The organism is Dyella sp. (genome assembly GCF_036746095.1).
GTDB lineage: Bacteria > Pseudomonadota > Gammaproteobacteria > Xanthomonadales > Rhodanobacteraceae > Dyella_B.
The window spans coordinates 93,157-115,002 of the sequence record NZ_DAIOEU010000002.1; the positions used below are offsets into that span (position 1 = coordinate 93,157).

Genomic DNA, 21,846 nt, shown 5'->3' on the forward strand with positions numbered 1-21,846 from the left:
CCTGATCCATGCCACGTGCCCGGCATGACGTCCATAAGCCTCGCGGGGTGTGCTGTGTGGTGCGGGAAGACTGGCCGTGTTGCCAAGCCGCACGGCGCAGCCTGCGGACCTCCCAGACATCACCCCATCATTTTCAATTCAACCGGTCGGGGCCGGCCCGGTCGGTCCGCATGCCGCGGGTACCCGTCTCGACGATGCGCCAGCGTGCCTTCGCCGCCAGCCCCGTGGCCTGCGAACGGACAGGGCTGGTGACGACGGCGATACTTATTCAGTGTTGCCCTCAATCCATCCCTGTGGCGATGCATGCAGCCATGCACCAGCGTATGCTTCTCGCATCGTCGCACACCCTGGAAAAACTCTTCGGATGCCCTTCTCCTCGAGCCCGACTGCACCGGCTACCCGGCCATCCCACGTGCTGGTGGTGGACGACGATCCGGACATCACGCAGATTTTGAGCCGCTATTTCGCCACACACGGATTCCGCGTGAGCATCGCGAGCGACGGCACCCAGTTGCGCCAGGTCATCGGCAGCGAAAACGTCGACATCGTCATGCTCGATCTTGGCCTTCCAGGGGAAGACGGCCTCAGCCTGACGCGCTACCTGCGCGAACATTGGCAAGGCCCGGTCATCATCGTGACCGGGCGCGGGGAGTCGGTCGACCGCGTGGTGGGACTTGAATTGGGTGCCGACGACTACGTCACCAAACCTTTCGATCTGCGCGAACTATTGGCGCGCGTGCGCAGCGTCCTGCGGCGCGCCTCCTCTGCGCCGGCGAAACTGGCCTCCGCCGTTGTCGAACATCGGCGTTTTGCGTTCGACGGCTACGTGCTGGATACCCAATCGCACGGCTTGCTCGGTCCACAAGGTGAAAGCATCGATCTGACCACGGGCGAATTCGCGCTGCTGCGCGTGCTGGTAGAGCATGCCAACAAAGTACTCAGCCGCGATCAGCTCATGACACACGTACATGGCCGTGACGCTGGCCCCTATGACCGCTCGATCGATGTTCAGATCGGCCGGCTGCGCCGCAAGATCGAACTCGATCCGGCGCGTCCGCAACGCATCAAATCGATTCGCGGTGCGGGCTACCTGTTCTCACCCAGCGTACGGCGCCTATGAACGAGGACATATTCTCCACGCACGCACCCGACGCCAGCCTGTTCCGCTCTCTGTTCGAAACCGCACCGGACGCCATGGTGGTGGTGGACATGCATGGCGTGATCGTGCTGGCCAATGCGCACGCCGAGCGTCTGTTCGGCTATGCGGTCGGGGGGCTGCCAGGCTTGCAGGTCGAGGCGTTGTTGCCCTCGGCAGTGCGCCAAGCTCATATCGCGCACCGCACGCATTACATGTCCAGCCCGCGCGTGCGCCCCATGGGTGCGGGCTACGAGCTGACCGGGGTGCGCGCGGATGGACAGTCGTTCCCAGTCGAAATCGGGTTGAGCCCGGTTGCTTCCTCGTTCGGCACGCTATACGCCGCCTCCATTCGCGACATCTCCGAAACCCAGCGCGCGCGCCAAGCCCTGGAGCGTGCGCGTTTCGATGCGGTCGTGGCGCAGATCAGCCGTCATCTGCTGGAAGCCACCCACGACGAGCAAGCCATCGGCGAAATACCCAAGCTGCTGGCGGCGACGCTCGCCATTCCCGCCGCCGCCATCATGGTGATCGACCCGCACGGTGTCAGCTTGCGCGTGCAGGCGTCTACCGGCCTGCCGGCGCATGCGCTGGCCAACGTGCCCGGTAATGTCGCGCTGCAGACGATTGCCGGCAGTGCAACGATCGAAACCGACCATCGGGGCAATGCCATCGACGGTTTGCGCAACGCCTGCCCTGCCCTGGCCGGCAACTTCACCGATGCCGCGATGATGTCGCTGCCGGACCGGCGCGGCCCGATGGGGCTGCTGCTGGCGCTGTCGCACGATCACAGCTCGTTTGACGGCGACCGCGTGCGATTCCTGCAATCGGTCGCCAACATCCTGGCGGCGGCGATCCAGCGTGGACGCAGCGAGGAACAACTCGCCCACGCGCAACGCCTGGATGCACTCGGCCAGCTCACTGGTGGCATCGCGCATGATTTCAACAATCTGCTCACCGTCATTTCGGGCAACCTGCAGTTGCTGGAAACCGATGCGCCGGAAGACCCCGCCACGCGCGAAACCCTGGAAAGCGCCTCGCGCGCGGTGGAGCGCGGTGCAGCACTGACGCGTAAGTTGCTGGCGTTCTCGCGGCGGCAGCACCTGTTGCCGCGAGCGGTGCGCACGGTGCAATTGCTGGCCGACCTCAGCGACATGCTCGGCCGCACACTGGGTGAACGCATCAGCGTGATCGCCGAATGCGCCAACGACATCCCGGCGGTGTACGCCGATCCAGGCGAGCTGGAAGCGGCCTTGTTGAATCTTGCGCTCAACGCGCGCGATGCCATGCCGCGCGGCGGACGCCTTTCCATTACGGCGCGCCAGCAACATGTGACCAGGCCCGATACCGATGCAAAGTTGGCGCCCGGCACCTATGTGATGTTTGCCGTGACGGATACGGGAGACGGCATGCGGCCGGAAATTCTCGCGCGCGTGCTCGAACCGTTCTTCACCACCAAGGGTGCCGGCAAGGGCAGCGGCCTTGGATTGAGCATGGTGTACGGCTTCGTGAAGCAATCCGGCGGACACCTGAATATCGACAGCCAAGTGGGACGAGGCACGCGCGTGGAGCTGTACCTGCCGGTCGCGCCAGCCACATCCAACGAGGAGCCCTCTGTACCGCTATCACGCAAAGGTCATGAAACGGTGCTGGTGGTGGAGGACGAGGCAGAAGTACGGCGCATCGCCATGTCCTTTCTACGTAACCTCGGCTACACGCCGCTTGAGGCAGGCGATACCGAGACAGCCTTGCAGCTGCTGTCCAGCCATGGCGTCGATCTGCTATTCACCGACATCGTGCTGGGCGGCGACATGACCGGGTTCGAATTGGCGGCCAAGGCGCGCGAGCAATATCCGCATCTGCCGGTGCTGTTTACATCCGGCTATGAGTACGCCTCGCTGGGCATCGAGCCGCATGCATTCGGCGCGTTTGAATTGCTGCGCAAGCCATATCGGCGCGAGCAGCTTGGCGGTGCGATCCGCCGCGTGTTGGATCGGGAGCTTTCATAGGCTGGAATGAAATGCCAGCGTGTGTCGATGGGCAGTGCTGGGATTTCATCCCAGCCTAGGGATGCTCAGATCTATTCCACGTACCCGTCACCGCACGGTATGCGCGCCTCGGTTTGCCGCGACGGCGAAGGCATACCGGGTGTATGTCGAGACGGCGGGGCGAAGCGAGGCGCGCATACCGTGCGGCCCCAGCTCCTTGAATTTAATCGATGGGGTGACGTCCAGAAGGCTCGCAGGGCGCGCCGCGCGGCTTGCCAAGACGGCCAGTCTTCCATGCGCCACGCAACACACCCTGTGGGCCTTCTGGACGTCATGCCGGGCCTCTGGAATAGATCAGAGCATCCCTAACTGTCGTCAATTCAACACCACGCCGGTTCCCGCCATCGCACGCAAGCCATCCATGTTCAGCACGCGAACCTCGCGGCGCTGCACGGCGATATAGCTGAGGTCGTGCAGACGCGATAGGGCGCGGCTGACCGTTTCGTGTTTCAGCGCCAGGAAACTAGCCATGTCGATCCGGCTCATGCGCAGGATGAAATGCCTGGGGCTGAATCCCAATTGCGCATAGCGTGCCGCAACATCAAGCAGGAAGGCTGCCACGCGGCGCTCCGCCGCCAGGGTGCCCAGCATCAGCATCCACGAACGGTCGCTGCGCACTTCGGCAGCCAGCGCGGTGGTGATATGGGTGTGCAATTGAGGCAAATGCAGGCAGGCACGCAGCACGGCCGGATACGGCAGCTCCCATGCTTCGCTGTCTTCCAGCGCGATCACGTCGCAAGAATAATTTTTGAGGCCGATCGACTCGGCGCCCATCAGGTCGCCGCGCATGCGAAAACCGGTGACCTGTTCGCGCCCATCATCGGCCAGCTCGCAGGTTTTGTAGGAACCGGCATGGACCAGATACAGTGCCTGGAACGGCTGGCCTGCGTGATAGATGCTTTGCCCGGCGGCATGCTTGCAGCGTCGCACCGGCACGTGCTGGCGCAATGTTTCGATGTCCAGGTCACCACCATCGGCCAACGCCAGGAACGTATACGGTTTGGCCGTGGGTGCGGTGCCGACGGCAGGTACTGGTGCGGTCATGATGTTTTCCCCGAAAAAACGCAGTCTCTGTCGGCTGCAGGGTCGACTCTAGGCGCGGCGTGTAACCACGCGAGTTCGGGGTGGCAACGGTTTGTAACGGTGTGTAACAACCGGGGCGCTGCGCATCGGCTTGATGCGCATCAAGCGCGCCATCCAGGCCTGTCGTAGCGTCGATATCATTCTATGGAGGAACCTTGCCATGCGCGCCGCAGATATCGGAACCACCCGCGTCATCCAGCTCAACGAATCATCCAGTCCCGAAGAAGCCGCTTGCACGATGCGACACCACGACGTCGGCTGCATCGTCGTGACGAGAAACACCGTGCTTGGCGCGCTTCCAAGCGGCATCGTGACCGACCGCGACCTGGCTTTGCGTTTCCGCTCGCACGAGAACGGCGAAGAAAAACCATCCCTGCATGACATCGAATCACTACCGCTGGCCACCTGCCGTCCCGATGCAACCATCGATGAACTGGTCGACATCATGTTAGGCAGCCATGTGCGCCGCCTGCCGATCGTGGATGAGGAGGGTATGTTGATCGGCATCGTCACGCTGGATGATGTGGTCACCGCCTTGGCCGAGCTGCTGCATCGCGTGTCGGGCGCGGTGAATGGTGCCAAGGCGATAGATTGAGGCTGCGCGTGCATAGGCCAGGATGAAATCCAGCATCGCCACCTAAACAAGCTGGGATTTCATCCCGGCCTACGGTTCCGGCCCACGATTCAATGCGCCACCAACACCGGCAACTTCGCATGCTTCAGCACATGCCGCGTCGTTCCACCCAGCATCCACTCGCTCACCCGCGAATGGCCCCAAGCTCCCATCACCAGCAAGTCCGCATGCGCGGCGTATGCCTGCTCCAGCAGGGCTTCGCCAACGTGGGTCGAAGGAGGAAAATCCCGCAGCGAGCTCAGGGTTACGTGGTGCCGCTTCAACCAATCGCGTACCGGCAACAGCGGCGGCGCGATGCCCGGCAACTCGTCGAAGGAACCATCCACCATGTCCACCATGGTGGCGTCGCGCAAAAACGGTAGTGCGGCGCGCAAGGCATGCATGCTTGGCTCGGTGCTGTTCCACGCCACCAGGATCCGTTCCAGCCGGAACGATGGATCGCCGCAAGTTTGCGGCACGAGCAGCATGGGCGAGCCTGACGCAAGCAGCGCCTGCGAAATGTGATCCATGCCGTTGGGAGGCGTGTCTCCACCGTTCGGCAAACGGCTGACGGTCAAGTCTGCCATGCAGGAACGCCGCGCCAATACCGAGGCGTATATGCCGCGGATCACCTCCCACGCGCCATCAACGCCGTTCCTGCGGCAGGTATTGCCCCACCATGCATCGCATGCCCTGGCTTCTTCTTCCTCTTCCTCAAGTACGCGGGCGACGTCCGGCATGGCCATGGTCGATGGGTAGACCTCCACGATATTCAGGCCGGTCGCGTATGCGTGGTGGCGGCTGGCCAGCGCCATTCCGGCTTGCATGGCCGCGTCGTCGTCGCGCGTGTCCTTCACATTGATAAGCAGCTCAAGCATGACACCACCTAGGTTGCAATCGCATGCGCGAACTGTCCTACATGCTCCATGGCGCTGTGTTGATCCTGGTCAACTGGCGCGCCGCGCTCCACGTTTGCATGGCCACCTGCAGCGCAGTTGATCATCGTCAAGTGACGCAGGACCGCGTGCGGTTACAACATACACACCTTCCTGGGGCACCACTGAAGCGAGGTTCTCGCCATGTCTCCTTCCGCCAAGCCATTGTCCGCCATACCGGGCACCGTTCCCGCCTTGCAAGGCGACCACTGGATCGAATCGTTGCGCGACGGAACACGCGTACTGATCCGCCCGTTGCGCGAAAGCGATCGCGGGCTTGAAGACGCCTTCATCCGCCAGTTGTCTTCTGAAGCAAGACGCTACCGCTTTCTGTGCGATTTCAAGGAACCTGGCAAGCAACTGCTCGATCAGTTGATGCACGTCGACTATGCGCACGACATGGCTTTCGTCGCTCTGGCGCACGATGATGGGCGCCTGCGCGAAGTCGGCATCAGCCGCTATGCGGCAAGCCAAGACGGCCTGCAATGCGAATGCGCGGTAACGGTGGCCGATGATTGGCGCCATCGCGGCTTGGCCGTCGTGCTGATGAAGCACTTGATCGACGTGGCGCGTAAAAACAAATTCACGCGCATGTTCTCGATTGACGACAGCACCAACGAACCGATGCGCGAACTGGCCCATTTCATGGGCTTCCAGTGCGAATCCAATCCGGACGATCCCAGGACGGTGGTCTATTCCCTCGCACTGTAGCGCTGACGGAGAACGTTCATGAGCATCCAAACGTCCCGCCATGTCAGTGCGGGTACCCGGCCCCTTCCGACACATACGCCGTCGAAGTTCCATGATGTGCTCGCGCTGGGCACATCGACCATGCCCTGGAGTCCGGCGCTACTGACCGCCATCGACATCGCCGCGCGCTGGCATGGCAACGTGTCCGGCTGCTATGTCCCAGGCTGCCTCCGCGAGCTGCGTGCGCTGGATGAGGATCCCACGGTGCTCAGCTTACTGTCGGACACCGGCCACGAGGAGATTGCCGAAGCCGATGCGTTCCAGACCTATGCCAAAAACCATGGCGTACTTCACGCGGCCTGGATGGTGACACGCACAGCCATCGCGCCCACGCTGCGCAAGCTGGGCGCCTGGCACGACCTGGCCGTGCTCGAGCGCGGCATGGTGGACGAAACACGCATCTTCGATGTCCTCGGCGAAGCCATGCTGGGCAGTCGCATACCTTGCCTGGTGCTGCCGCCAGACTGGAACAAGCCAGTGTCCTTCAAGCGCATTGTGGTGGCCTGGAACGGCAGCTTTGAATCTACCCGCGCCTTGCGTAGCGCGTTGCCGCTGTTGCAGCTTGCCGACGAGGTCAGCCTGATCAATGGCCACATCCGCGAACCCGCCCCTGCTCAGCTCAGCGTGGCCCAGCCGGACCCGGTCGTCTATCTCATGCATCACGGTATCGCGGCCAAACCGCACTATATCAACGCGTCCGCCGACGAAGCCGGCGAGGCGTTATTGAACCGGGTACGCACCGAAGCGGCCGACCTGTTGGTGATGGGCGGCTATGGACACTCGCGCATACGCGAACGCGTGCTGGGTGGCGCCACTCGGCATGTCATGGCTTACGCCGATATCCCTGTTTTCATGCAGCACTGATGCTGAGGTATCCCCACGTTTTCGCTCGTCATTCCGGCGGCCTTCGCCGGAATGACGGCTCGCTTCGCAATAACATCAATAATATCGGCAGGCAAAAGCGTTGAAATTCCCAAGCACTCAGTGGCAAATCAATACCGGAATATCGCTACAGCTGAGCACCTTGCTGGCCTGACTGCCCATCAGCAACCGGTCCACGCCCGAGTGGCCATGCGTTCCCATCACGATCAAATCGCAATCGTATTGCCGTGCCGCGCCGACAATCGCGCTATAGGGGCGTTGATCGAACGCATAACCGCCATCGAACGGCACTCCGGCTTGGTTGGCCAGATTATGGACCGCCTCAAGCTGTCGCTCGGCGCGGGTCACGGCTTCCTGGTGGTAATCATCCGGCGCATGCCGGATCAGGTCCGAAAATTGCGCAACCGCGGCGAGCGGCGCTAATACATGATAAGCATGCACTCGCGCGCCAAGCCGTTTGGCCAACGCTATACCGGTGTGCGCTGCGCGCAGGGCCTGATCGGAGCCGTCGGTAGGAATAAGGATGTTCTTGAACATGGCGAAGGTTCGCTCACTTGCGTGCATCGCTGACCAGGCTGGCGATAAAGGCCAGCGCACTGATACCACCCGTCCATTCCGCAACCAGCCAGATCGATTCGTAGCCCCTTATAAGGCTGATCAACGCGCAGGCTACGGCGATCAACAGAAAGATGATGGAACGCGTGGAAAACGCAGGATCTGTCGACTGAGGTCTCATGACCACTCCCTCCTGTCTGCGCGCCGGCGGGTGTATGGGTTGCGCACCGGAATGGGCACCAGGGCATGCCCGCAGGCATGGAAAAAGACCAGCTCGCACCCGCGACGCAAAATCGCCACGCCGACGCGTTCAGCAAATCGATATCGCTGCAATGGATGCATGACGCTGCTCCTGTCATCAACACGATGACAGGCTAGGCCGGCGAAGAAATCCTCGTCTTGATCGCGATCAATTGCGTGCGTCAGACGTGATGCCGGGCGCGATCGTCCCGCTGCCCCTGAAGAGGGCGCACGCTCGCGAGTGTTGGGATACGTGCGATGGACTATCACTTGACCGCGATCAATACGTCCGTCCCTGCACATGCCACCCTGCCCTACAAGCGCACTCAACCCGTGCACGCATAAACACCGGAGGCTCTGCCCATGTCCACCATCGCCACCGAAAGCACGGCTGATTCCCGCGCGACGCAGCCAACGCCATTGTTCGAACGCATCCTGCTACCGATCGACGGATCGGAATTGTCGCTGCGCGCATTCAGCATGGGTCTTGAGCTGGCCAGGTCCCTCGGCGCCACGGCGATAGCCATGCACGTGGTGCCGCCGTACAACGCCATCGCATACATGACTGAATTTCTCGCCGCAGCCGAATTGCGCTACAGCCAGCATGCATTGGAAAGCGCCTCCCACTATCTGGACAGCGCCCTCGCCTTGGCCAAGCAGGCCAGGGTGCCATGCGAATGCCACTACGTATTCGGCGAGCATCCGCACGAAGCCATCCTAAACGCAGTCACCGAGCATCACTGCGATCTGGTCGTGATGGCCACGCATGGTTGGCACGGCGTGAACCGCCTGCTGTTGGGGAGCGAGACGCAAAAGGTGTCGATGCGCAGCCCGGTACCGGTGCTGGTATGTCGATAAACACGAAACGCAAGGTCCCCTCATATCGGCACAGCAGTCATGCGCGAGCAACCTCTCCCTGAAAGTGATGCCCAGTCTTCGGCATCCCCCGCTGAAAAAAGCGCGCGTGACAAAACCTGGTGGAAACGATTGGCCCAACACCCCTTGCTGCACGTTGGGTCCGGCTTGATCACCGGCGTCGCCGACGACGACCCAAGCGGCATTGCCACCTATTCGCAAGCCGGTGCGCAGTTCGGCCTCAACATGCTCTGGACCATGCCGCTCAGCTTTCCGATGATGGGGGCGGTGCAATCGATGTGTGCACGCATCGGACGCGTGACCGGCAAAGGATTGGCGGCCAACATCAAGCAGGCGTTTCCCCCGTATGTGTTGAAAGGGGTGGTGCTGATGTTGCTGTTCGCCAACACACTCAACATAGCCGCGGATATTGCCGCGATGGGCGAAGCGGCCGAACTGGTAACCTCGATCAACCGGCACATCATGACGGTATGCTTTGTGGTGATGACCCTGGCGGCGCAAATCGCTGTGCCTTATCACCGCTACGTGCATTACCTCAAATGGCTGACGCTCTCGCTGCTTGCCTACGCCGCCGTGCTGTTTACCGTGCATGTGCCGTGGAAAGCCGTAGCGTGGCGCACGCTATGGCCCCACCTGCACCTGGACGGAACCGCCGCCACCGTCATCGTCGGCGTGTTCGGCACCACCATCAGCCCGTACCTGTTTTTCTGGCAGGCATCCGAAGAAATCGAAGACATGCATTTGCACGCCGACGCAAAACCGCTGCGGCTGGATCCCGCCGCCGGATTCACCGAACTGCTGCGCATCAAGTGGGATACCTGGGGCGGCATGTTCTATTCCAACCTTGCGGCGTACTTCATCATTCTGGCCACAGCGGTCACCTTGCACGTGGCGGGCATCACCGACATCACCACGGCTGCACAGGCGGCCAGTGCCTTGCAGCCATTGGCCGGTGAATTTGCGGCGATGGTGTTTGCGCTTGGCGTACTCGGCGTGGGCCTTATCGGCGTGCCGGTGTTGGCGGGCTCGGCCAGCTATGCGCTATGCGAAGCGATGGATTGGCGGTGGGGCCTGGAACGCTCGGCCAAGGATGCGCGGGGTTTCTATGGCGTTATCACCGTGAGTGTGCTGGCGGCATTGGCCATTCAATACTCATCGGTGCCGCCAATGAAGGCCTTGTTCTGGAGTGCTGTGGTCAATGGCGTGGTTGCCGTGCCGCTGATCGTGGTCATCGTCGTCATCGCGTCGAAGCCATCGATGATGGGCGAGTTTACGGCGCCCAGGCTTGTGCGCTGTCTGGGCTGGACCAGTGCGTTCGTCATGGGTGTCACGGCGTTGTATATGTTGGTTCCTCTTTGAAATCTCAGCTACGCGAAGGGTAGTCCTTCCCGGCTTTCACCTGACTAGCGTTGAGTCCCAAACGGGCCGATGGCTTCATATATCGTCACCTCGGCAAAAGCTGGGTTAAAGCGAAAGGCACTGGGTTCCGGCTTTCGCCGAGATGAAGAAGTTTTCCAGTAAATTCAGGAAAACCGTCCTCAACGATATCCGTCAGTGCGCATCAATTGCTGATGCAGCCATGGAGCGGCTTTCCGCTGTGCCCATATCCGGCGTACCGGTTCGCGCAGCCGCAAACAGGGACGCTCCACCAAATGATGAAATGCAGTGCCCACGATGAGTATGGCTGTTACATAGAGCAGCACGGTCCATATGCCGTGACCGTCGACCCATGGCGCGAAACGCCCGTGCAATTGCCCGTACACCATTTTGTGAGTCAGATAGAGGCTGTATGAGGTGGCCGCAAACCATGCCGCCCCGGGGATGCGAATACGCGCCAATACACTGCGGCGGCTCGCCGCACTCGCTACGAGTACGGTCATGGCCGTGGCGAGAACCGGGTAACCGAACACGTTGGCGACCAGGCCAAAGCGCTGTTGTCCATCGAAACCCCACATGCACAGGCCGGTAAGCATGACGCCAGCCACCAGCAGCGCATTGGCGTGGCGCTCGCACCATACCCAAACCCGCGTGCGATAACTGCTCGCCGCTGCCAGCGCAACGCCGCCGAGCAGGTCGTCCAGGCGTGCATAGGTGGGGTAGTAGAGCAAGCGCAGGTATGTGTCGCCCGCTTCGTCGCCATGAACCTGAAGGGGTTGCACAAAGTGGGTCCATAGCCAGGCGCGAAGTACGATTCCAACGAGCGCCAACACCACGATAACCATTGCGCCACGCATAAGCCGGCCCGTGCGTACAAGCAAGAGCGCCAGCAACGGGAACAACAGATAGAACTGCTCTTCCACGCACAATGACCAGGCGTGTGAAAAGGCGGCACGGTTTGGATCAATGAACAGGTTGAGTGTGTAGGTAAGAAACTGCCACAACGGCATCATGCCGGCGGCTTCGCGCATCGAAGGCCAGGCGATATAGATACCCAGCATCACAAAGTAGGCAGGCAAGGTACGAAAGCCCCGCCGCAGATAAAAATCCACCCAATCCACGTTGCCGCGCGAAACCAGTGCATTGAAAACCTGCGAGCCGATCAAAAAGCCGGATAACGCAAAGAACAGATCCACACCCATCCAGCCGCTCCAGCGCCATACGCCGCCGCCCATATAGCCGGCGATATAGCTGTGAAACGGCATCACCCACAGGATGGCGACCGCGCGAAGCAGGTCCAGGCCTGGTTTTCGTTCCATGATGTCCCCTTTTCGCAAACGGCTTGACGCCCCTTCAACGAGCGCACCAGTTTGACGGCGATTTATGGCAATGCACTGGCGCGAGTACAGCCATCGCATGGCAGTCCTTATTTATTTCACAATGCGGTGGCCCTATAGGCGAGGGATGAAATCCCAGCATCAGGCACTCAAAAGATGCTTGGATTTTCATCCCAGCCTACCCAGGCCAGGCACAGCCTGGTGTTGTTTATCTTAAAAATCATCGCATTACGCCGGACGCCTGCGGCGCCCGGAATTGCGCGCATACTGGATGCGCTTCTTCCGCCCGAAGTGATCAGGGGTCTCATCAACCGTGCCGGGCAACAGCCCCAAGCGAGGTTCTCATGAACACCATCACACCATGGGTAGCATTGTCGTTTGCATTGTCATGTGCCGCCGGAGCGCAGGCAGCGGATAAGAGCGGTTCGACCATTGTGCGGGACTACACCGATATTGTGGTTCCTGCCGATCAACAGGCTTATGAAACCGGCGTCAAAAACTTCAATCAGTGCCTGCACCAACATGGCTTTAAATATACGTGGAAGGCATGGATACACGAGACGGGAAATACCTACGCGTATTCGTATGTCACCGATCCCCTTTCGTGGGAAGCCTTTGACGCGATGAGCGCCGCAGGCAAGGCGTGCGACCAGGCGCTAAGGGCGGCCGTCAATCCGCATTTGAAAAGCGAGACGAGCGCATTTTTTGAAATGATGCCGGCATTGAGCCATATGCCCAAGGGCAAGCCGCCGACGTCGGCTTATATTGAAGTGACGTATTTCAAGCTCAAGCCCGGGCATGAGGCCACGGAAGCCTTTACAGCTGCCGCGAAAAAAATCGCTGCCGCTGCCGAGAAATCGAATTGGGCCGTCAACTACATGATCGGCGCGGTTCGTGAAGGCGCTGGCGATGCACCTGACTTTATCCTGGTTATTCCTGCCAAAAGCTGGGCGGAGATTGGCAAAGAACCCGACCCTTCCGTGTGGAAGATGGTCGAGAACGTCTACGGCAAGGACAGTGGGCAAGCGATTCGCAAGTCTGTCAACGACGCAGTGCAGAACGAGTCGGAGCATGTGGATAGCTATAGCGCCGAATTGACGTACATGGCGAGTGGCCAATAAAAAATCGGGGACCAGGATGCACATGTGGGTTGGGGTGAGGCGCAGCCGATTCCCAATATGGCCTGCATGGGCCCGGGAACGTCGGGGCTCGCGTTCCGCTGCGTCGATTCGTCATCCCGGCGAAAGCCGGGACCCAGCGACTTTTTGGCTCTTTGAAGTCACTGGGCCCCGGCTTTCGCCGGGGTGGCGGTATTGAAGGCAACGCTGAACAAGTATTGCCGACGACCCTGCCTGTTCGCAGGCCACAGGGCCGTCGGCGAAAGCAGACTGGCGCATCCTCGAGACGACAGACCGAAGGCCTGCGACCAGACAGGGCTGGTGACGCCAGCGATACTTGATCAGTGTTGCCTTGAGCATGTGTCATGACTCAAGCATCCGATACTTCAAGCCGCTCAAGATCAGCAACAAGCCCAGGCCCGTTCGGCTCCCATCCCAGCTTCCGGCGCGTTTGCGCACTGGACGCAGGCACATCGTGGTCGATAAACCTGGCGAGCCATCCGACATACGCCGGCGCTTCCTCCGGCGCAATCGACCTCACCGGCAAGTTCAACCGCTTGCCGATGGCTTCGGCGATGCTGCGCACTGACACGCCCTCTTCCGCCACCGCGTGATATTTCGCATTCGGCTGTGCCTTCTCGAGCGCCAGTTGATACAACTTACCTACGTCAGCGACATGCGCCGAAGGCCAACGATTAAGACCATCCCCCACATACGTGCACACGCCCTTCTCGCGGTACATCGCGATCAACGGGGTGATGAGACCTTGCCTGGCGGGATCATGCACTTGCGGAAGCCGCACCACCGATACGTTGACACCTTGTGCGGCCACCAACGCCGCCTCTTCCTCCGACGCCGCACGAGGATGCGCGCTTGCACCCACGATCGCGTTGTCTTCCTTGGCCGGTTCGCCAGGCACGGTATTGGCGAGTCCGGTGCCGGATGTCACGATCAACGGACGGTTGGAACCGGCGAGCACAGCGCCGAGCGCGCGGATCACCGGACGATCGTCCTCGCAGTTCTGCACGAAGCGCGAAAAATCATGGTTGAAGGCCAGATGGATCACGCCATCCGAACGCGCCGCTGCGTCCTTCAGGCTATCCGGGTCCGCGATGGAACCGCGATACACCTCCGCGCCGGCAGCCGCAAGCGCCCGCGCCTTGTCCTCCGAGCGGCACAGGCCAATCACCTGATGGCCCGCCGCCATCAATTCCTTGACCACCTTTGAACCGATAAAGCCAGTGGCTCCCGTTACAAACACACGCATGAGCAAATCTCCGATGTTTACGCCAGCAAGCATCTGCTCTTTGCGCATGTCGATGAAGTAGTGACGTCATCCTATGAAAATAACTAACAGGATAAACAGATTTCTCGTCCTGGAAGCCTCCGCGCCCCAGCAATTGCTAGAGGTTGGCTGGTTCAGCATTGGCCGGCTCAGCTTGCTTGATAGCAATGGAGGTATGACGATCGCGGAAATCTGCACAGCCCCTAGTAAAGCAATCAGCCCCAAGGCGCAGCTCGCCACCCCATGGTTTACAAAGGCCATGGCCGCAGCTCCAACGGAATAACTATCATCATGAACATTGCATGCAGTGACGAATTCTCTCAGGCCGTAAAAATTTCAGAGGCGCCGAGATAACGCAGTACGAGCGTGAACCACGTCCACGGTGACACCGCCCCCTTCTCCCGATGATCAATGGGACGTTGTTGCTTGACGGTTCGCTTTGAAAAGCTCGCCATACGAGCCAAATAAACTCACCGTCCCCACAACACCAAATATTGCGCCAGGCACGTAAAAGAGGCAGCGAAGCTCCAGGTTATGGAGCAGCACCGACCATCCCGGCGGCACTAGATACGCTGCAATGCCCACGCACGAAGATACAAGGCCCAACGAGCTTCCAATCAAAAGAAACAGGAAACTCTTGTGCCGGTAGCGACGTAACGCCTGAATTTGAATGCCAACAAGAAAAACCATAACCAGTATCGCGAACACGGTCATGGCCATGGCCATGAAATGATAAGTCTGGTACATGTTCCTGCCCCCAATATAATTCGCGCAAGTTTACATGGCCCCTCTCGTTTCGAAGCGATGGATTGGTCGGCAGCTTGCCACTTTGGATCGGCATGGACCGGCGATGTGGCAATGCACTGGCATATCGCCATGTCCAGCCGCGATACGTAAGACTGTATTTTTCCCCGCCGTGTAAGCGGGACACCTTGCCCATTGAGCGTCTTCACCGAATTACGAAAATTCGCGCGCTCATTAACGCGAAGCGAATGATCAGCCCCCTAGTGTTGAGCTGCCTCGCAGTCGGGTTTCTTGCGCGGCATGACTGGTTTTTTGCAATCTGCCCAAGGAGGAACGTATGAAAGCGAAATCAGCGTTGTTACTTGCAGTGGCGTGTGCCATCGGCGCGGTAAGTTCTTCCGCAGCTGGACAAACCGAGACACGCTATTTTTCGTTCGTGACGCCTTCCAGCCCAAGTTCCACCGGCGCCAATGCGACCATATTTGGTCCGCATGAATTTGTTATAGCGGTCAATGACCCTACGTTGGTGCAGCAAATCGAGCGCGTTCTCCACAATCACGCGTGGCCTGGCGACCCCGTGCATATCTTGGGCAGGGTCGTGCGAGGTCGTGTTCCCTATAACGAGGAATATCCCTTTCATCTTGACCCAGGCTCCATCCAACTGTTCTTTCAAGCAACCGAGCAATGTGACGCCACTGCGTTTGAGGTCGAAGAGCACATAGAGCTTGTTGGCGTACCCAACTCCGGCTTTTTGCAAAACGGCATCTGGTGTCCATGGGAATCGCGCCTGGTGCGAGAGATCAGATACCCATTCCCATCATCCGAAATGATTAAGTGACCGGTCGCCCTGGCTTAATTCGGCCGAATAGAAACCGGTCATCATGAGCAAAAGTCCACCGCCTTGCGCCAACCAGCAAAGTTGGAATCCACTACCTTTTCAGCCTCAAAGTCGCTGGATTCCAACTTTGGCTGCACCCAGATGCTCATCTCCAAACTAAATCGGCGACTCACAGCTCTTTAGCAAAGAGCGGCAAATTCCAGCTCTGCCATCAACCCAATGACGACCTCGTCAGTTGCCAGGCGGGATAGATTGAAGCCTCCTTGATGCCGCAGCCATCTCGCGCATCCGGTGCAATGCCAGCAGCCGAAACGCCGCCGGCATTGCCACCATCGACAGGAGGGGCGCCGTCAGCATGCCGCCAATCATGGGGGCTGCGATGCGCTGCATAACCTCCGATCCCGCTCCATGACCGAGAAGAATCGGAAGCAGGCCCGCCAGAATCACTGCCACCGTCATCGCCTTGGGGCGTACACGCTGCACCGCACCTTCGCGAATCGCCATATCGAGTTCGGCCATACCTGCATGAGGGTTTTGCGCGAGCTGTCGATCCCATGCATGGCGAAGATACAGCAGCATCACCACGCCGAATTCAGCCGCAACGCCGCTGAGCGCGATGAATCCAATCATGGTCGCCACGGACACCGCATGGCCGAGCAACCAGATCAGCCACAAACCACCCACCAGCGCGAGAGGTACGCTGGCCATGATCAACGCTGCTTCACTCGCTCGACGGAATACCAGGTAGATCAGGGCAAAAATAATCGCCAGCGCGGCCGGTATGACGAATCTCAAACGTTGCATGGCGCTCGCCAGATACTCGAACTGTCCCGACCAGGCGACAGTCACGCCGGGCGGCAACGAAACCTGCTCGGCCACGATGTGTTGCAGGCGGCTCACGACCGTGCCCAGGTCGCTACCGGATGTATCGACGTATACGTACGTCGCCAACTGGCCATTTTCGCTTTTCAGCATGGACGGCCCCGCTTCCAGGGCGATATCGGCAATCTGGGACAGCGCGAGCTGGGTGCCATTGACGAGAATCGGCAGATCTCGCAGTGCCTCGACCGAATCACGCTCAAGACGCGGATAACGGACGACGATGGGATAACGTTCACGCCCTTCAACTGTCTGCCCGATGGGATCGCCACCCACCACGGTAGCGATCAATTGTTGCACTTGGTCCTGCGTCAACCCGTAGCGGGCGGCGGCGTCCCTGCGGATGTGCACATCGACGTAACGTCCGCTGGCGGGGCGTTCCGCTATCGCCGAACTCACCCCCGGCACATGCTTGGCGACAGTTTCGATACGATCCGCCACGGTTTGCAGCGTCATCAGGTTCGTGCCCATCACCTTGATGCCGATCGGGCTCTTGATGCCCGTGGACAGCATATCGATGCGATTGCGAATCGGCGGTACGAACAGATTGGTCAAGCCGGGGACGCGCACCGCCTGGTCCAGCTCGGCTTCGATCTTGGCCATGGTCATTCCCGCACGCCACTGATCCTTGGGCTTGAAGGTGATGGTGGTTTCGAACATCTCCATCGGTGCCGGATCCGTGGCGCTTTCCGCGCGGCCGGCTTTGCCGAATACATGATCGACTTCCGGAACGGTCTTGATCATGCGATCGGTGAGCTGCAGCAATTGCGAAGCCTTGTCCGCAGACAGCCCCGTCAGCGCGGTGGGCATGTACAGCAAAGTGCCTTCGTCCATGGGTGGCATGAACTCGCTGCCCAATTGGCTCATGGGTATGGCCGCACTCAGTAGCAGCATACTGGCCAGCGCGAGCGTTGTTTTTGGATAACGCAGCACCTTGTCCAGGATCGGTCGATACGACGCTATCAGGCAGCGGTTGAGCGGGTTGTCGTTCTCGGGGCGAATGCGTCCACGCACGAGATAGCCCGTCAATACAGGAACCAGGGTGACGGCCAATCCCGCTGCCGCCGCCATTGCGTAGGTCTTGGTGAATGCTAGCGGCTTGAACAGCTTGCCCTCCTGTCCCTGCAGTGCAAATACAGGTACGAAAGACAGCGCGATGATCAGCAGACTGATAAAAAGTGCCGGCCCTACTTCGGCCGCCGACTCAGCCACCAGGGCCCAGCGTGCCGCCCCTTGCGGCTCTTGTCCGTCGTGCGCGTCGCGCCAATGCTGCAGATGTTTGTGTGCGTTCTCGATCATGACGATGGCCGCGTCCACCATCGCGCCGATCGCGATCGCGATGCCGGCCAGCGACATCAGGTTGGCCGACACGCCTTGCGCGTCCATCACGATGAAAGCGGTGAGCACGCCGAGCGGCAGCGTAACAACCGCCACAAAAGCCGATCGCAGGTGGCCAAGGAACAAGGCGCACACCAAAGCGACCACCACAAACTCCTCAAGCAACTTGCCCCAGACGTTCTCGACCGCCGCATCGATCAGTTGGGACCGATCATAGGTGGGCACAATCTCCACACCCGCCGGCAGGCTGCGTTGGAGTTCGGCCAGCTTTGCCTTCACGGCCACAATCGCGGCGCGCGCATTCTTTCCCGAGCGCAGCACGATCACTCCGCCGACCACTTCGCCCTGGCCATCCAGTTCTGCAATGCCACGGCGAAAGGTCGGGCCGCGCCGCACAGTAGCAACATCACGCAGCAATACCGGTATGCCAGCGTTGCTGGTAACGACGGGAACATTTTCGAAATCGGCGCGTGTCTTCAGATACCCTTCGCTGCGCACGATCAGCTCTGCTTCGCCTTGCTCGATCACCGAGCCACCATTCGCCCCGTTGGCGGCACGTACCGCCTCGATCAGTTGGGCGACGGTGAGATGGCGAGCAGCCAGTGCCTGGGGATCGGGCACGATCTGCCAAGCACGCTCCATGCCCCCGATCGTGGCTACTTCCGCAACGTCAGGCACCGTTTTCAGCTGGTAGCGAAGGAGCCAGTCCTGGATGGCCCGCAACTGGCCCAGGTCGTGTTTTCCCGTGCGGTCGACCAGGGCGTATTCGTAAATCCAGCCCAGCCCCGTGGCATCGGGACCCAGCGCAGGATTTACGCCGCTTGGAAGACTGCCGCGGACTTGGCTCAGGTACTCCAGTACGCGCGATCGCGCCCAATACAGATCCGTGCTGTCATCAAACAGCACATAGACATACGAATCTCCGAAGAACGAATAGCCGCGCACCACCTTGGCGCCAGGGACGGAAAGCATGGTGGTCGCCAGTGGATACGTGACTTGGTCCTCCACGACTTGCGGCGACTGGCCCGGCCAGGAGGTGCGGATGATCACCTGCGTATCGGAGAGGTCGGGCAGCGCATCGATTGGCGTGTGCGTGGTGGCATAGACACCCAGTGCGGCCAGCACGACGGCCGCCAACAACACGAATACGCGATGGGCGATGGACGCGCGGATCAGCGCGGCAATCATGGCCGATCTCCCGTGTGCACTTCCGGCATCGGCACACTCGCCGCCGTGGCGGGCTGAGCGGCATGGGTATCGAGCCGATCGAGTGCGCCGGACAAGCTCGCCTCCGAGTCGATCAGGAATTGACCGGAGACGACGACTGTTTCGTTGCCTTTCAGGCCAGCAAGAACTTCCGTGTACCCCTCCGAGGAACGACCGGTACGCACGGATACGGGCCGGAAATGTCCGTTCCCCTCGACGACGATCACGCGTGACTGGGAACCCGATGTGATGACTGCCTCGCTGGGTATGACCGGCACGGCCTCTTTGTTTGCCGAGGCGATGCGCACCGACGCAAACATACCTGGGCTTAAAGCACCGTCTGCGTTATCGAGCACGATGCGGGCACGCTGCGTGCGTGTCGTCGTATCGATATCGGGCAACAGGGTTTCCACGGTGCCATGGAACTCACGCCCGGGCAGCGCATCGACTGTTATGGTGACGGGCGTGCCGCGACGTACCGTTCCGGCCACTGCTTGAGGAAGCGCGGCTTCGACCCATACGCTGGACAAACCATTGACGGTCATCAGAGATTGACCCGCACTGACGCGCTGCCCTTGTTGTACATCCAAGGTGGTGACTACACCGCTCGCCGGAGCGTGCAGTGTTATGGCGCCGCTCGAACCGTGGTGAGCACTTCGGATATCGGCGCCGGTCAGGCCCATGACATTGAGGCGTTGCCGTGCCGCCACTCGCAATGCTTTGGCGTCGGAGGATTGCGCCTGCTGCAACGCGTTGTATTCGGCAAGCGCGGTATCCCACGCCGGCGCCAACATTGCCGCCAACGGCTGGCCCGTCTTGATGGCGGTGTACGGAGCACGTACGTAAAGCTGATTTATCACACCGTCGACGCGAGCGCTGATGGTCGTGGCTTGGCGCAGGTCCCAGGTCACGGTGCCGGGAACCTGGTTCACCCAAGCCAGTGCACGACGCTCCACGGGAGCCGTGCGTATGCCAAGGTTTTGAACCGTCGCCGGATCAATACGGACGATGGCCGAATCGGAATCTTCGTTAGCGTACCTGGGCACCATTTGCATGCCCATGGGCGAGAGCCCCGGATGATCGAAATGCTGATCCGGCACCATCGTGTCGTACCAATACAGGACTTTTTTGCCAGGTACTTGGGCTGTCGTGCCAGCCGAAGGCGCGGAAGACGATGACCCATGTCGACCGGCAAAGTAGCCGCTAACCAGCAACAGCGCCGCAATGGAAACGGCAATCAAGGCAATCAGCGCGCGCTTCATGGCATCGCCTCCGAAGTTGGCAATAGATAGGCCAGCGATGCCCACAGGCGCGCTCGTGCGGTGAGCGCATCGACGTAACCCAGGCGCAGCTCGATTTCGTCGCGGCGGGCATCCAGCCAGGGTTGCAATGCGCCGCCACCGCGATAGGCGGCCAAGGCCGTTTTCGAGCGGTCGCGATCGAGCGGAAGCATGGTGTTCTGGTAGCGCTGAATCTGCTGCGCCAGCCCCTGCCAAGTCGCCAGCGCACGAGCAACAGCCGCACGCTGCTCGCGGCGCGCATCTTCATGCGCATCCTGGGCCGCTTCCCACTGCTCTTCTTTGGCGCTGATGGCGCGATCCTGCCGATTGCGCGTAAACAGCGGCAGGGTGACGCCGAATTGCAGCATCACCATGTCCGAGAGTGGGCCGGCGCGTTGGCCGTAAAGGAAACTCACACTCCAGTCGGGATGCCTGGTTGCGCGCGCGCGATCAAACGCAGCTTGCGCGACTTGTTCGCGGGCCTGCCAAATTTGCATGGGCGCTTGCTGGTCGACAGCCTGCTCCAAATACCCAGGCGCAACCGGCAACTGCCCGAAATCGGGCGCATCGCCAAGCTCCGCCGCGGTGTGTCCCAGCCAACGCTGCAAACCCGCTTGCGCCACGGCAATGTCCGCATCGGCGGCATCCAGGCGATTGTCCAGCGCTGCGGCTTGGGCACGCGCCGCCAACGCATCGGTCGCGGAGCCGTCGCCGCCTTTTAGCCGCGCTTGCGCCACCTGCACGGCCAGCGCGTTTTCGGCGCGGAGTTCGGCGAGCAATGCGCGCTTCTGCCGTGCGGCCCAAAGGTCGATCCAGGCGTCGGCGACACGCTCTTGAATCGACTGGATAGTGTCGGCGCCTTCCGCATCAGCCGCTTTGATTTCGGCATTCGCCACCTCGCGATCGGCCGAACGCGATGCGCGGGAAGGCAGCGCCTGCGTGACCCCTATCGTGCGCATCGTCATCGGATCGGAGCGCACGCTGAAAGCACCCGGCGCGGTGACGGGAAAATTCTGCACGCCGAAATCCAGCGTAGGATCAGGCAGGCGACCTGCACGCTTCGCTTCTTCATGCATCGACGCAATGTGCGCGTGATGCGCCATCAGCGCGGGCGCTTGGGCCACGCCTTCTTGCACGGCTGCCTGCAAGGTCAACGGCGAATCAGCCGCAAAGGAAGTGGAGACCGATACCCCACCAAGGACGATAGCCAATCCCGACGCCACCGCACGCCGGGTGAACACGGACAACAACATGGTGATTACTCCCAGGAGCCAACGAATGTCGCGCTCGACCGAGCCCGACGAGGCTTCAGCGCGAAGCGCGGCTC

General features: G+C 60.6%; 19 protein-coding genes. 9 read left to right on the top strand and 10 right to left on the bottom strand.

Annotated elements, in window-relative coordinates:
• The first annotated feature begins 364 nt into the window (after window positions 1–364).
• Together V7M64_RS01550 and V7M64_RS01555 are read left to right on the top strand one after the other, a co-directional pair.
• Window positions 365–1,120 carry a response regulator gene (locus tag V7M64_RS01550; protein WP_333676541.1) on the top strand — a complete coding sequence of 252 codons (756 nt, stop codon included), beginning with the start codon at window positions 365–367 and terminating at the stop codon, window positions 1,118–1,120.
• Window positions 1,117–3,144: an ATP-binding protein gene (locus V7M64_RS01555; RefSeq protein WP_333676543.1), complete on the top strand. Its 2,028-nt coding sequence runs from the start codon at window positions 1,117–1,119 to the stop codon at window positions 3,142–3,144. The genes V7M64_RS01550 and V7M64_RS01555 overlap by 4 nt, the downstream gene beginning before the upstream one ends.
• Window positions 3,145–3,498: 354 nt before the next feature.
• Here the strand turns inward: V7M64_RS01555 and V7M64_RS01560 are convergent, their stop codons facing one another.
• On the bottom strand, window positions 3,499–4,227 hold the full coding sequence (locus V7M64_RS01560; protein WP_333676545.1) for a cyclic nucleotide-binding domain-containing protein: 729 nt from the start codon (window positions 4,225–4,227) through the stop codon (window positions 3,499–3,501).
• Window positions 4,228–4,426: 199 nt separating this feature from the next.
• Between V7M64_RS01560 and V7M64_RS01565 the strand changes: the two genes are divergently transcribed.
• The gene (locus V7M64_RS01565; protein WP_333676547.1) at window positions 4,427–4,861 is read left to right on the top strand and encodes a CBS domain-containing protein; all 435 of its coding nucleotides are present in this window, start codon (window positions 4,427–4,429) and stop codon (window positions 4,859–4,861) included.
• An 89-nt stretch (window positions 4,862–4,950) separates the two neighbouring features.
• On the opposite strand, the gene V7M64_RS01570 is transcribed toward V7M64_RS01565, so the two are convergent.
• Window positions 4,951–5,757, bottom strand: a complete 807-nt coding sequence (locus V7M64_RS01570) for a universal stress protein (protein WP_333676549.1) — start codon at window positions 5,755–5,757, stop codon at window positions 4,951–4,953.
• A gap of 201 nt (window positions 5,758–5,958) precedes the next feature.
• Here V7M64_RS01570 and V7M64_RS01575 point away from each other — a divergent pair, with 201 nt between their 5' ends.
• Window positions 5,959–6,525 carry a GNAT family N-acetyltransferase gene (locus tag V7M64_RS01575; RefSeq protein WP_333676551.1) on the top strand — a complete coding sequence of 189 codons (567 nt, stop codon included), beginning with the start codon at window positions 5,959–5,961 and terminating at the stop codon, window positions 6,523–6,525.
• A gap of 18 nt (window positions 6,526–6,543) precedes the next feature.
• Window positions 6,544–7,428: a universal stress protein gene (locus V7M64_RS01580; protein WP_333676553.1), complete on the top strand. Its 885-nt coding sequence runs from the start codon at window positions 6,544–6,546 to the stop codon at window positions 7,426–7,428.
• A gap of 117 nt (window positions 7,429–7,545) precedes the next feature.
• Here V7M64_RS01580 and V7M64_RS01585 read toward each other — a convergent pair whose 3' ends face one another.
• The gene (locus V7M64_RS01585) at window positions 7,546–7,983 is read right to left on the bottom strand and encodes a universal stress protein (RefSeq protein WP_333676555.1); all 438 of its coding nucleotides are present in this window, start codon (window positions 7,981–7,983) and stop codon (window positions 7,546–7,548) included.
• A 13-nt stretch (window positions 7,984–7,996) separates the two neighbouring features.
• The gene (locus V7M64_RS01590) at window positions 7,997–8,182 is read right to left on the bottom strand and encodes a hypothetical protein (RefSeq protein ID WP_333676557.1); all 186 of its coding nucleotides are present in this window, start codon (window positions 8,180–8,182) and stop codon (window positions 7,997–7,999) included.
• A gap of 422 nt (window positions 8,183–8,604) precedes the next feature.
• Between V7M64_RS01590 and V7M64_RS01595 the strand changes: the two genes are divergently transcribed.
• Together V7M64_RS01595 and V7M64_RS01600 are read left to right on the top strand one after the other, a co-directional pair.
• On the top strand, window positions 8,605–9,099 hold the full coding sequence (locus tag V7M64_RS01595; protein WP_333676559.1) for a universal stress protein: 495 nt from the start codon (window positions 8,605–8,607) through the stop codon (window positions 9,097–9,099).
• A gap of 129 nt (window positions 9,100–9,228) precedes the next feature.
• Window positions 9,229–10,476 carry a divalent metal cation transporter gene (locus V7M64_RS01600; protein ID WP_333676561.1) on the top strand — a complete coding sequence of 416 codons (1,248 nt, stop codon included), beginning with the start codon at window positions 9,229–9,231 and terminating at the stop codon, window positions 10,474–10,476.
• Window positions 10,477–10,655: 179 nt separating this feature from the next.
• Here V7M64_RS01600 and V7M64_RS01605 read toward each other — a convergent pair whose 3' ends face one another.
• A complete protein-coding gene (locus V7M64_RS01605) occupies window positions 10,656–11,813 on the bottom strand; it encodes an acyltransferase (protein WP_333676563.1) in 1,158 nt (385 codons plus the stop codon).
• 362 nt (window positions 11,814–12,175) lie between these two features.
• Here V7M64_RS01605 and V7M64_RS01610 point away from each other — a divergent pair, with 362 nt between their 5' ends.
• Window positions 12,176–12,952: a hypothetical protein gene (locus V7M64_RS01610; protein WP_333676565.1), complete on the top strand. Its 777-nt coding sequence runs from the start codon at window positions 12,176–12,178 to the stop codon at window positions 12,950–12,952.
• A 367-nt stretch (window positions 12,953–13,319) separates the two neighbouring features.
• On the opposite strand, the gene V7M64_RS01615 is transcribed toward V7M64_RS01610, so the two are convergent.
• Both V7M64_RS01615 and V7M64_RS01620 read right to left on the bottom strand, forming a co-directional pair.
• Entirely contained in the window at window positions 13,320–14,216 is an 897-nt protein-coding gene (locus V7M64_RS01615) for an SDR family oxidoreductase (protein ID WP_333676566.1), read from the bottom strand.
• Between the two features lie 426 nt (window positions 14,217–14,642).
• Window positions 14,643–14,981 carry a hypothetical protein gene (locus V7M64_RS01620; protein WP_333676567.1) on the bottom strand — a complete coding sequence of 113 codons (339 nt, stop codon included), beginning with the start codon at window positions 14,979–14,981 and terminating at the stop codon, window positions 14,643–14,645.
• 334 nt (window positions 14,982–15,315) lie between these two features.
• Between V7M64_RS01620 and V7M64_RS01625 the strand changes: the two genes are divergently transcribed.
• Window positions 15,316–15,816 (top strand): hypothetical protein, encoded by a 501-nt coding sequence (locus V7M64_RS01625; RefSeq protein ID WP_333676569.1) that lies wholly within the window; start codon window positions 15,316–15,318, stop codon window positions 15,814–15,816.
• A 231-nt stretch (window positions 15,817–16,047) separates the two neighbouring features.
• Here the strand turns inward: V7M64_RS01625 and V7M64_RS01630 are convergent, their stop codons facing one another.
• Genes V7M64_RS01630 through V7M64_RS01640 form a run of 3 tightly spaced genes read right to left on the bottom strand, consistent with a single transcriptional unit; the run spans window position 16,048 to window position 21,772 of the window.
• Complete coding sequence (locus V7M64_RS01630; protein WP_333676571.1) at window positions 16,048–19,221, bottom strand: CusA/CzcA family heavy metal efflux RND transporter; 3,174 nt, start codon at window positions 19,219–19,221, stop codon at window positions 16,048–16,050.
• Window positions 19,218–20,501, bottom strand: coding sequence for an efflux RND transporter periplasmic adaptor subunit (locus V7M64_RS01635; RefSeq protein ID WP_333676573.1), 1,284 nt, complete (start codon window positions 20,499–20,501; stop codon window positions 19,218–19,220). The genes V7M64_RS01630 and V7M64_RS01635 overlap by 4 nt, the downstream gene beginning before the upstream one ends.
• Window positions 20,498–21,772, bottom strand: coding sequence for a TolC family protein (locus tag V7M64_RS01640; protein WP_333676574.1), 1,275 nt, complete (start codon window positions 21,770–21,772; stop codon window positions 20,498–20,500). Before V7M64_RS01640 ends, V7M64_RS01635 begins: the two co-directional genes overlap by 4 nt.
• Window positions 21,773–21,846 lie beyond the last annotated feature (74 nt).

Excerpts from the sequence above, each read along its gene's own strand:
- V7M64_RS01550 (WP_333676541.1), top strand. The coding sequence starts at position 365 with ATGCCCTTCTCCTCGAGCCCGACTGCACCGGCTACCCGGCCATCCCAC.
- V7M64_RS01555 (WP_333676543.1), top strand. The coding sequence starts at position 1,117 with ATGAACGAGGACATATTCTCCACGCACGCACCCGACGCCAGCCTGTTC.
- V7M64_RS01560 (WP_333676545.1), bottom strand. The coding sequence starts at position 4,227 with ATGACCGCACCAGTACCTGCCGTCGGCACCGCACCCACGGCCAAACCG.
- V7M64_RS01565 (WP_333676547.1), top strand. The coding sequence starts at position 4,427 with ATGCGCGCCGCAGATATCGGAACCACCCGCGTCATCCAGCTCAACGAA.
- V7M64_RS01570 (WP_333676549.1), bottom strand. The coding sequence starts at position 5,757 with ATGCTTGAGCTGCTTATCAATGTGAAGGACACGCGCGACGACGACGCG.
- V7M64_RS01575 (WP_333676551.1), top strand. The coding sequence starts at position 5,959 with ATGTCTCCTTCCGCCAAGCCATTGTCCGCCATACCGGGCACCGTTCCC.
- V7M64_RS01580 (WP_333676553.1), top strand. The coding sequence starts at position 6,544 with ATGAGCATCCAAACGTCCCGCCATGTCAGTGCGGGTACCCGGCCCCTT.
- V7M64_RS01585 (WP_333676555.1), bottom strand. The coding sequence starts at position 7,983 with ATGTTCAAGAACATCCTTATTCCTACCGACGGCTCCGATCAGGCCCTG.
- V7M64_RS01590 (WP_333676557.1), bottom strand. The coding sequence starts at position 8,182 with ATGAGACCTCAGTCGACAGATCCTGCGTTTTCCACGCGTTCCATCATC.
- V7M64_RS01595 (WP_333676559.1), top strand. The coding sequence starts at position 8,605 with ATGTCCACCATCGCCACCGAAAGCACGGCTGATTCCCGCGCGACGCAG.
- V7M64_RS01605 (WP_333676563.1), bottom strand. The coding sequence starts at position 11,813 with ATGGAACGAAAACCAGGCCTGGACCTGCTTCGCGCGGTCGCCATCCTG.
- V7M64_RS01610 (WP_333676565.1), top strand. The coding sequence starts at position 12,176 with ATGAACACCATCACACCATGGGTAGCATTGTCGTTTGCATTGTCATGT.
- V7M64_RS01615 (WP_333676566.1), bottom strand. The coding sequence starts at position 14,216 with ATGCGTGTGTTTGTAACGGGAGCCACTGGCTTTATCGGTTCAAAGGTG.
- V7M64_RS01620 (WP_333676567.1), bottom strand. The coding sequence starts at position 14,981 with ATGTACCAGACTTATCATTTCATGGCCATGGCCATGACCGTGTTCGCG.
- V7M64_RS01625 (WP_333676569.1), top strand. The coding sequence starts at position 15,316 with ATGAAAGCGAAATCAGCGTTGTTACTTGCAGTGGCGTGTGCCATCGGC.
- V7M64_RS01630 (WP_333676571.1), bottom strand. The coding sequence starts at position 19,221 with ATGATTGCCGCGCTGATCCGCGCGTCCATCGCCCATCGCGTATTCGTG.
- V7M64_RS01635 (WP_333676573.1), bottom strand. The coding sequence starts at position 20,501 with ATGAAGCGCGCGCTGATTGCCTTGATTGCCGTTTCCATTGCGGCGCTG.
- V7M64_RS01640 (WP_333676574.1), bottom strand. The coding sequence starts at position 21,772 with ATGTTGTTGTCCGTGTTCACCCGGCGTGCGGTGGCGTCGGGATTGGCT.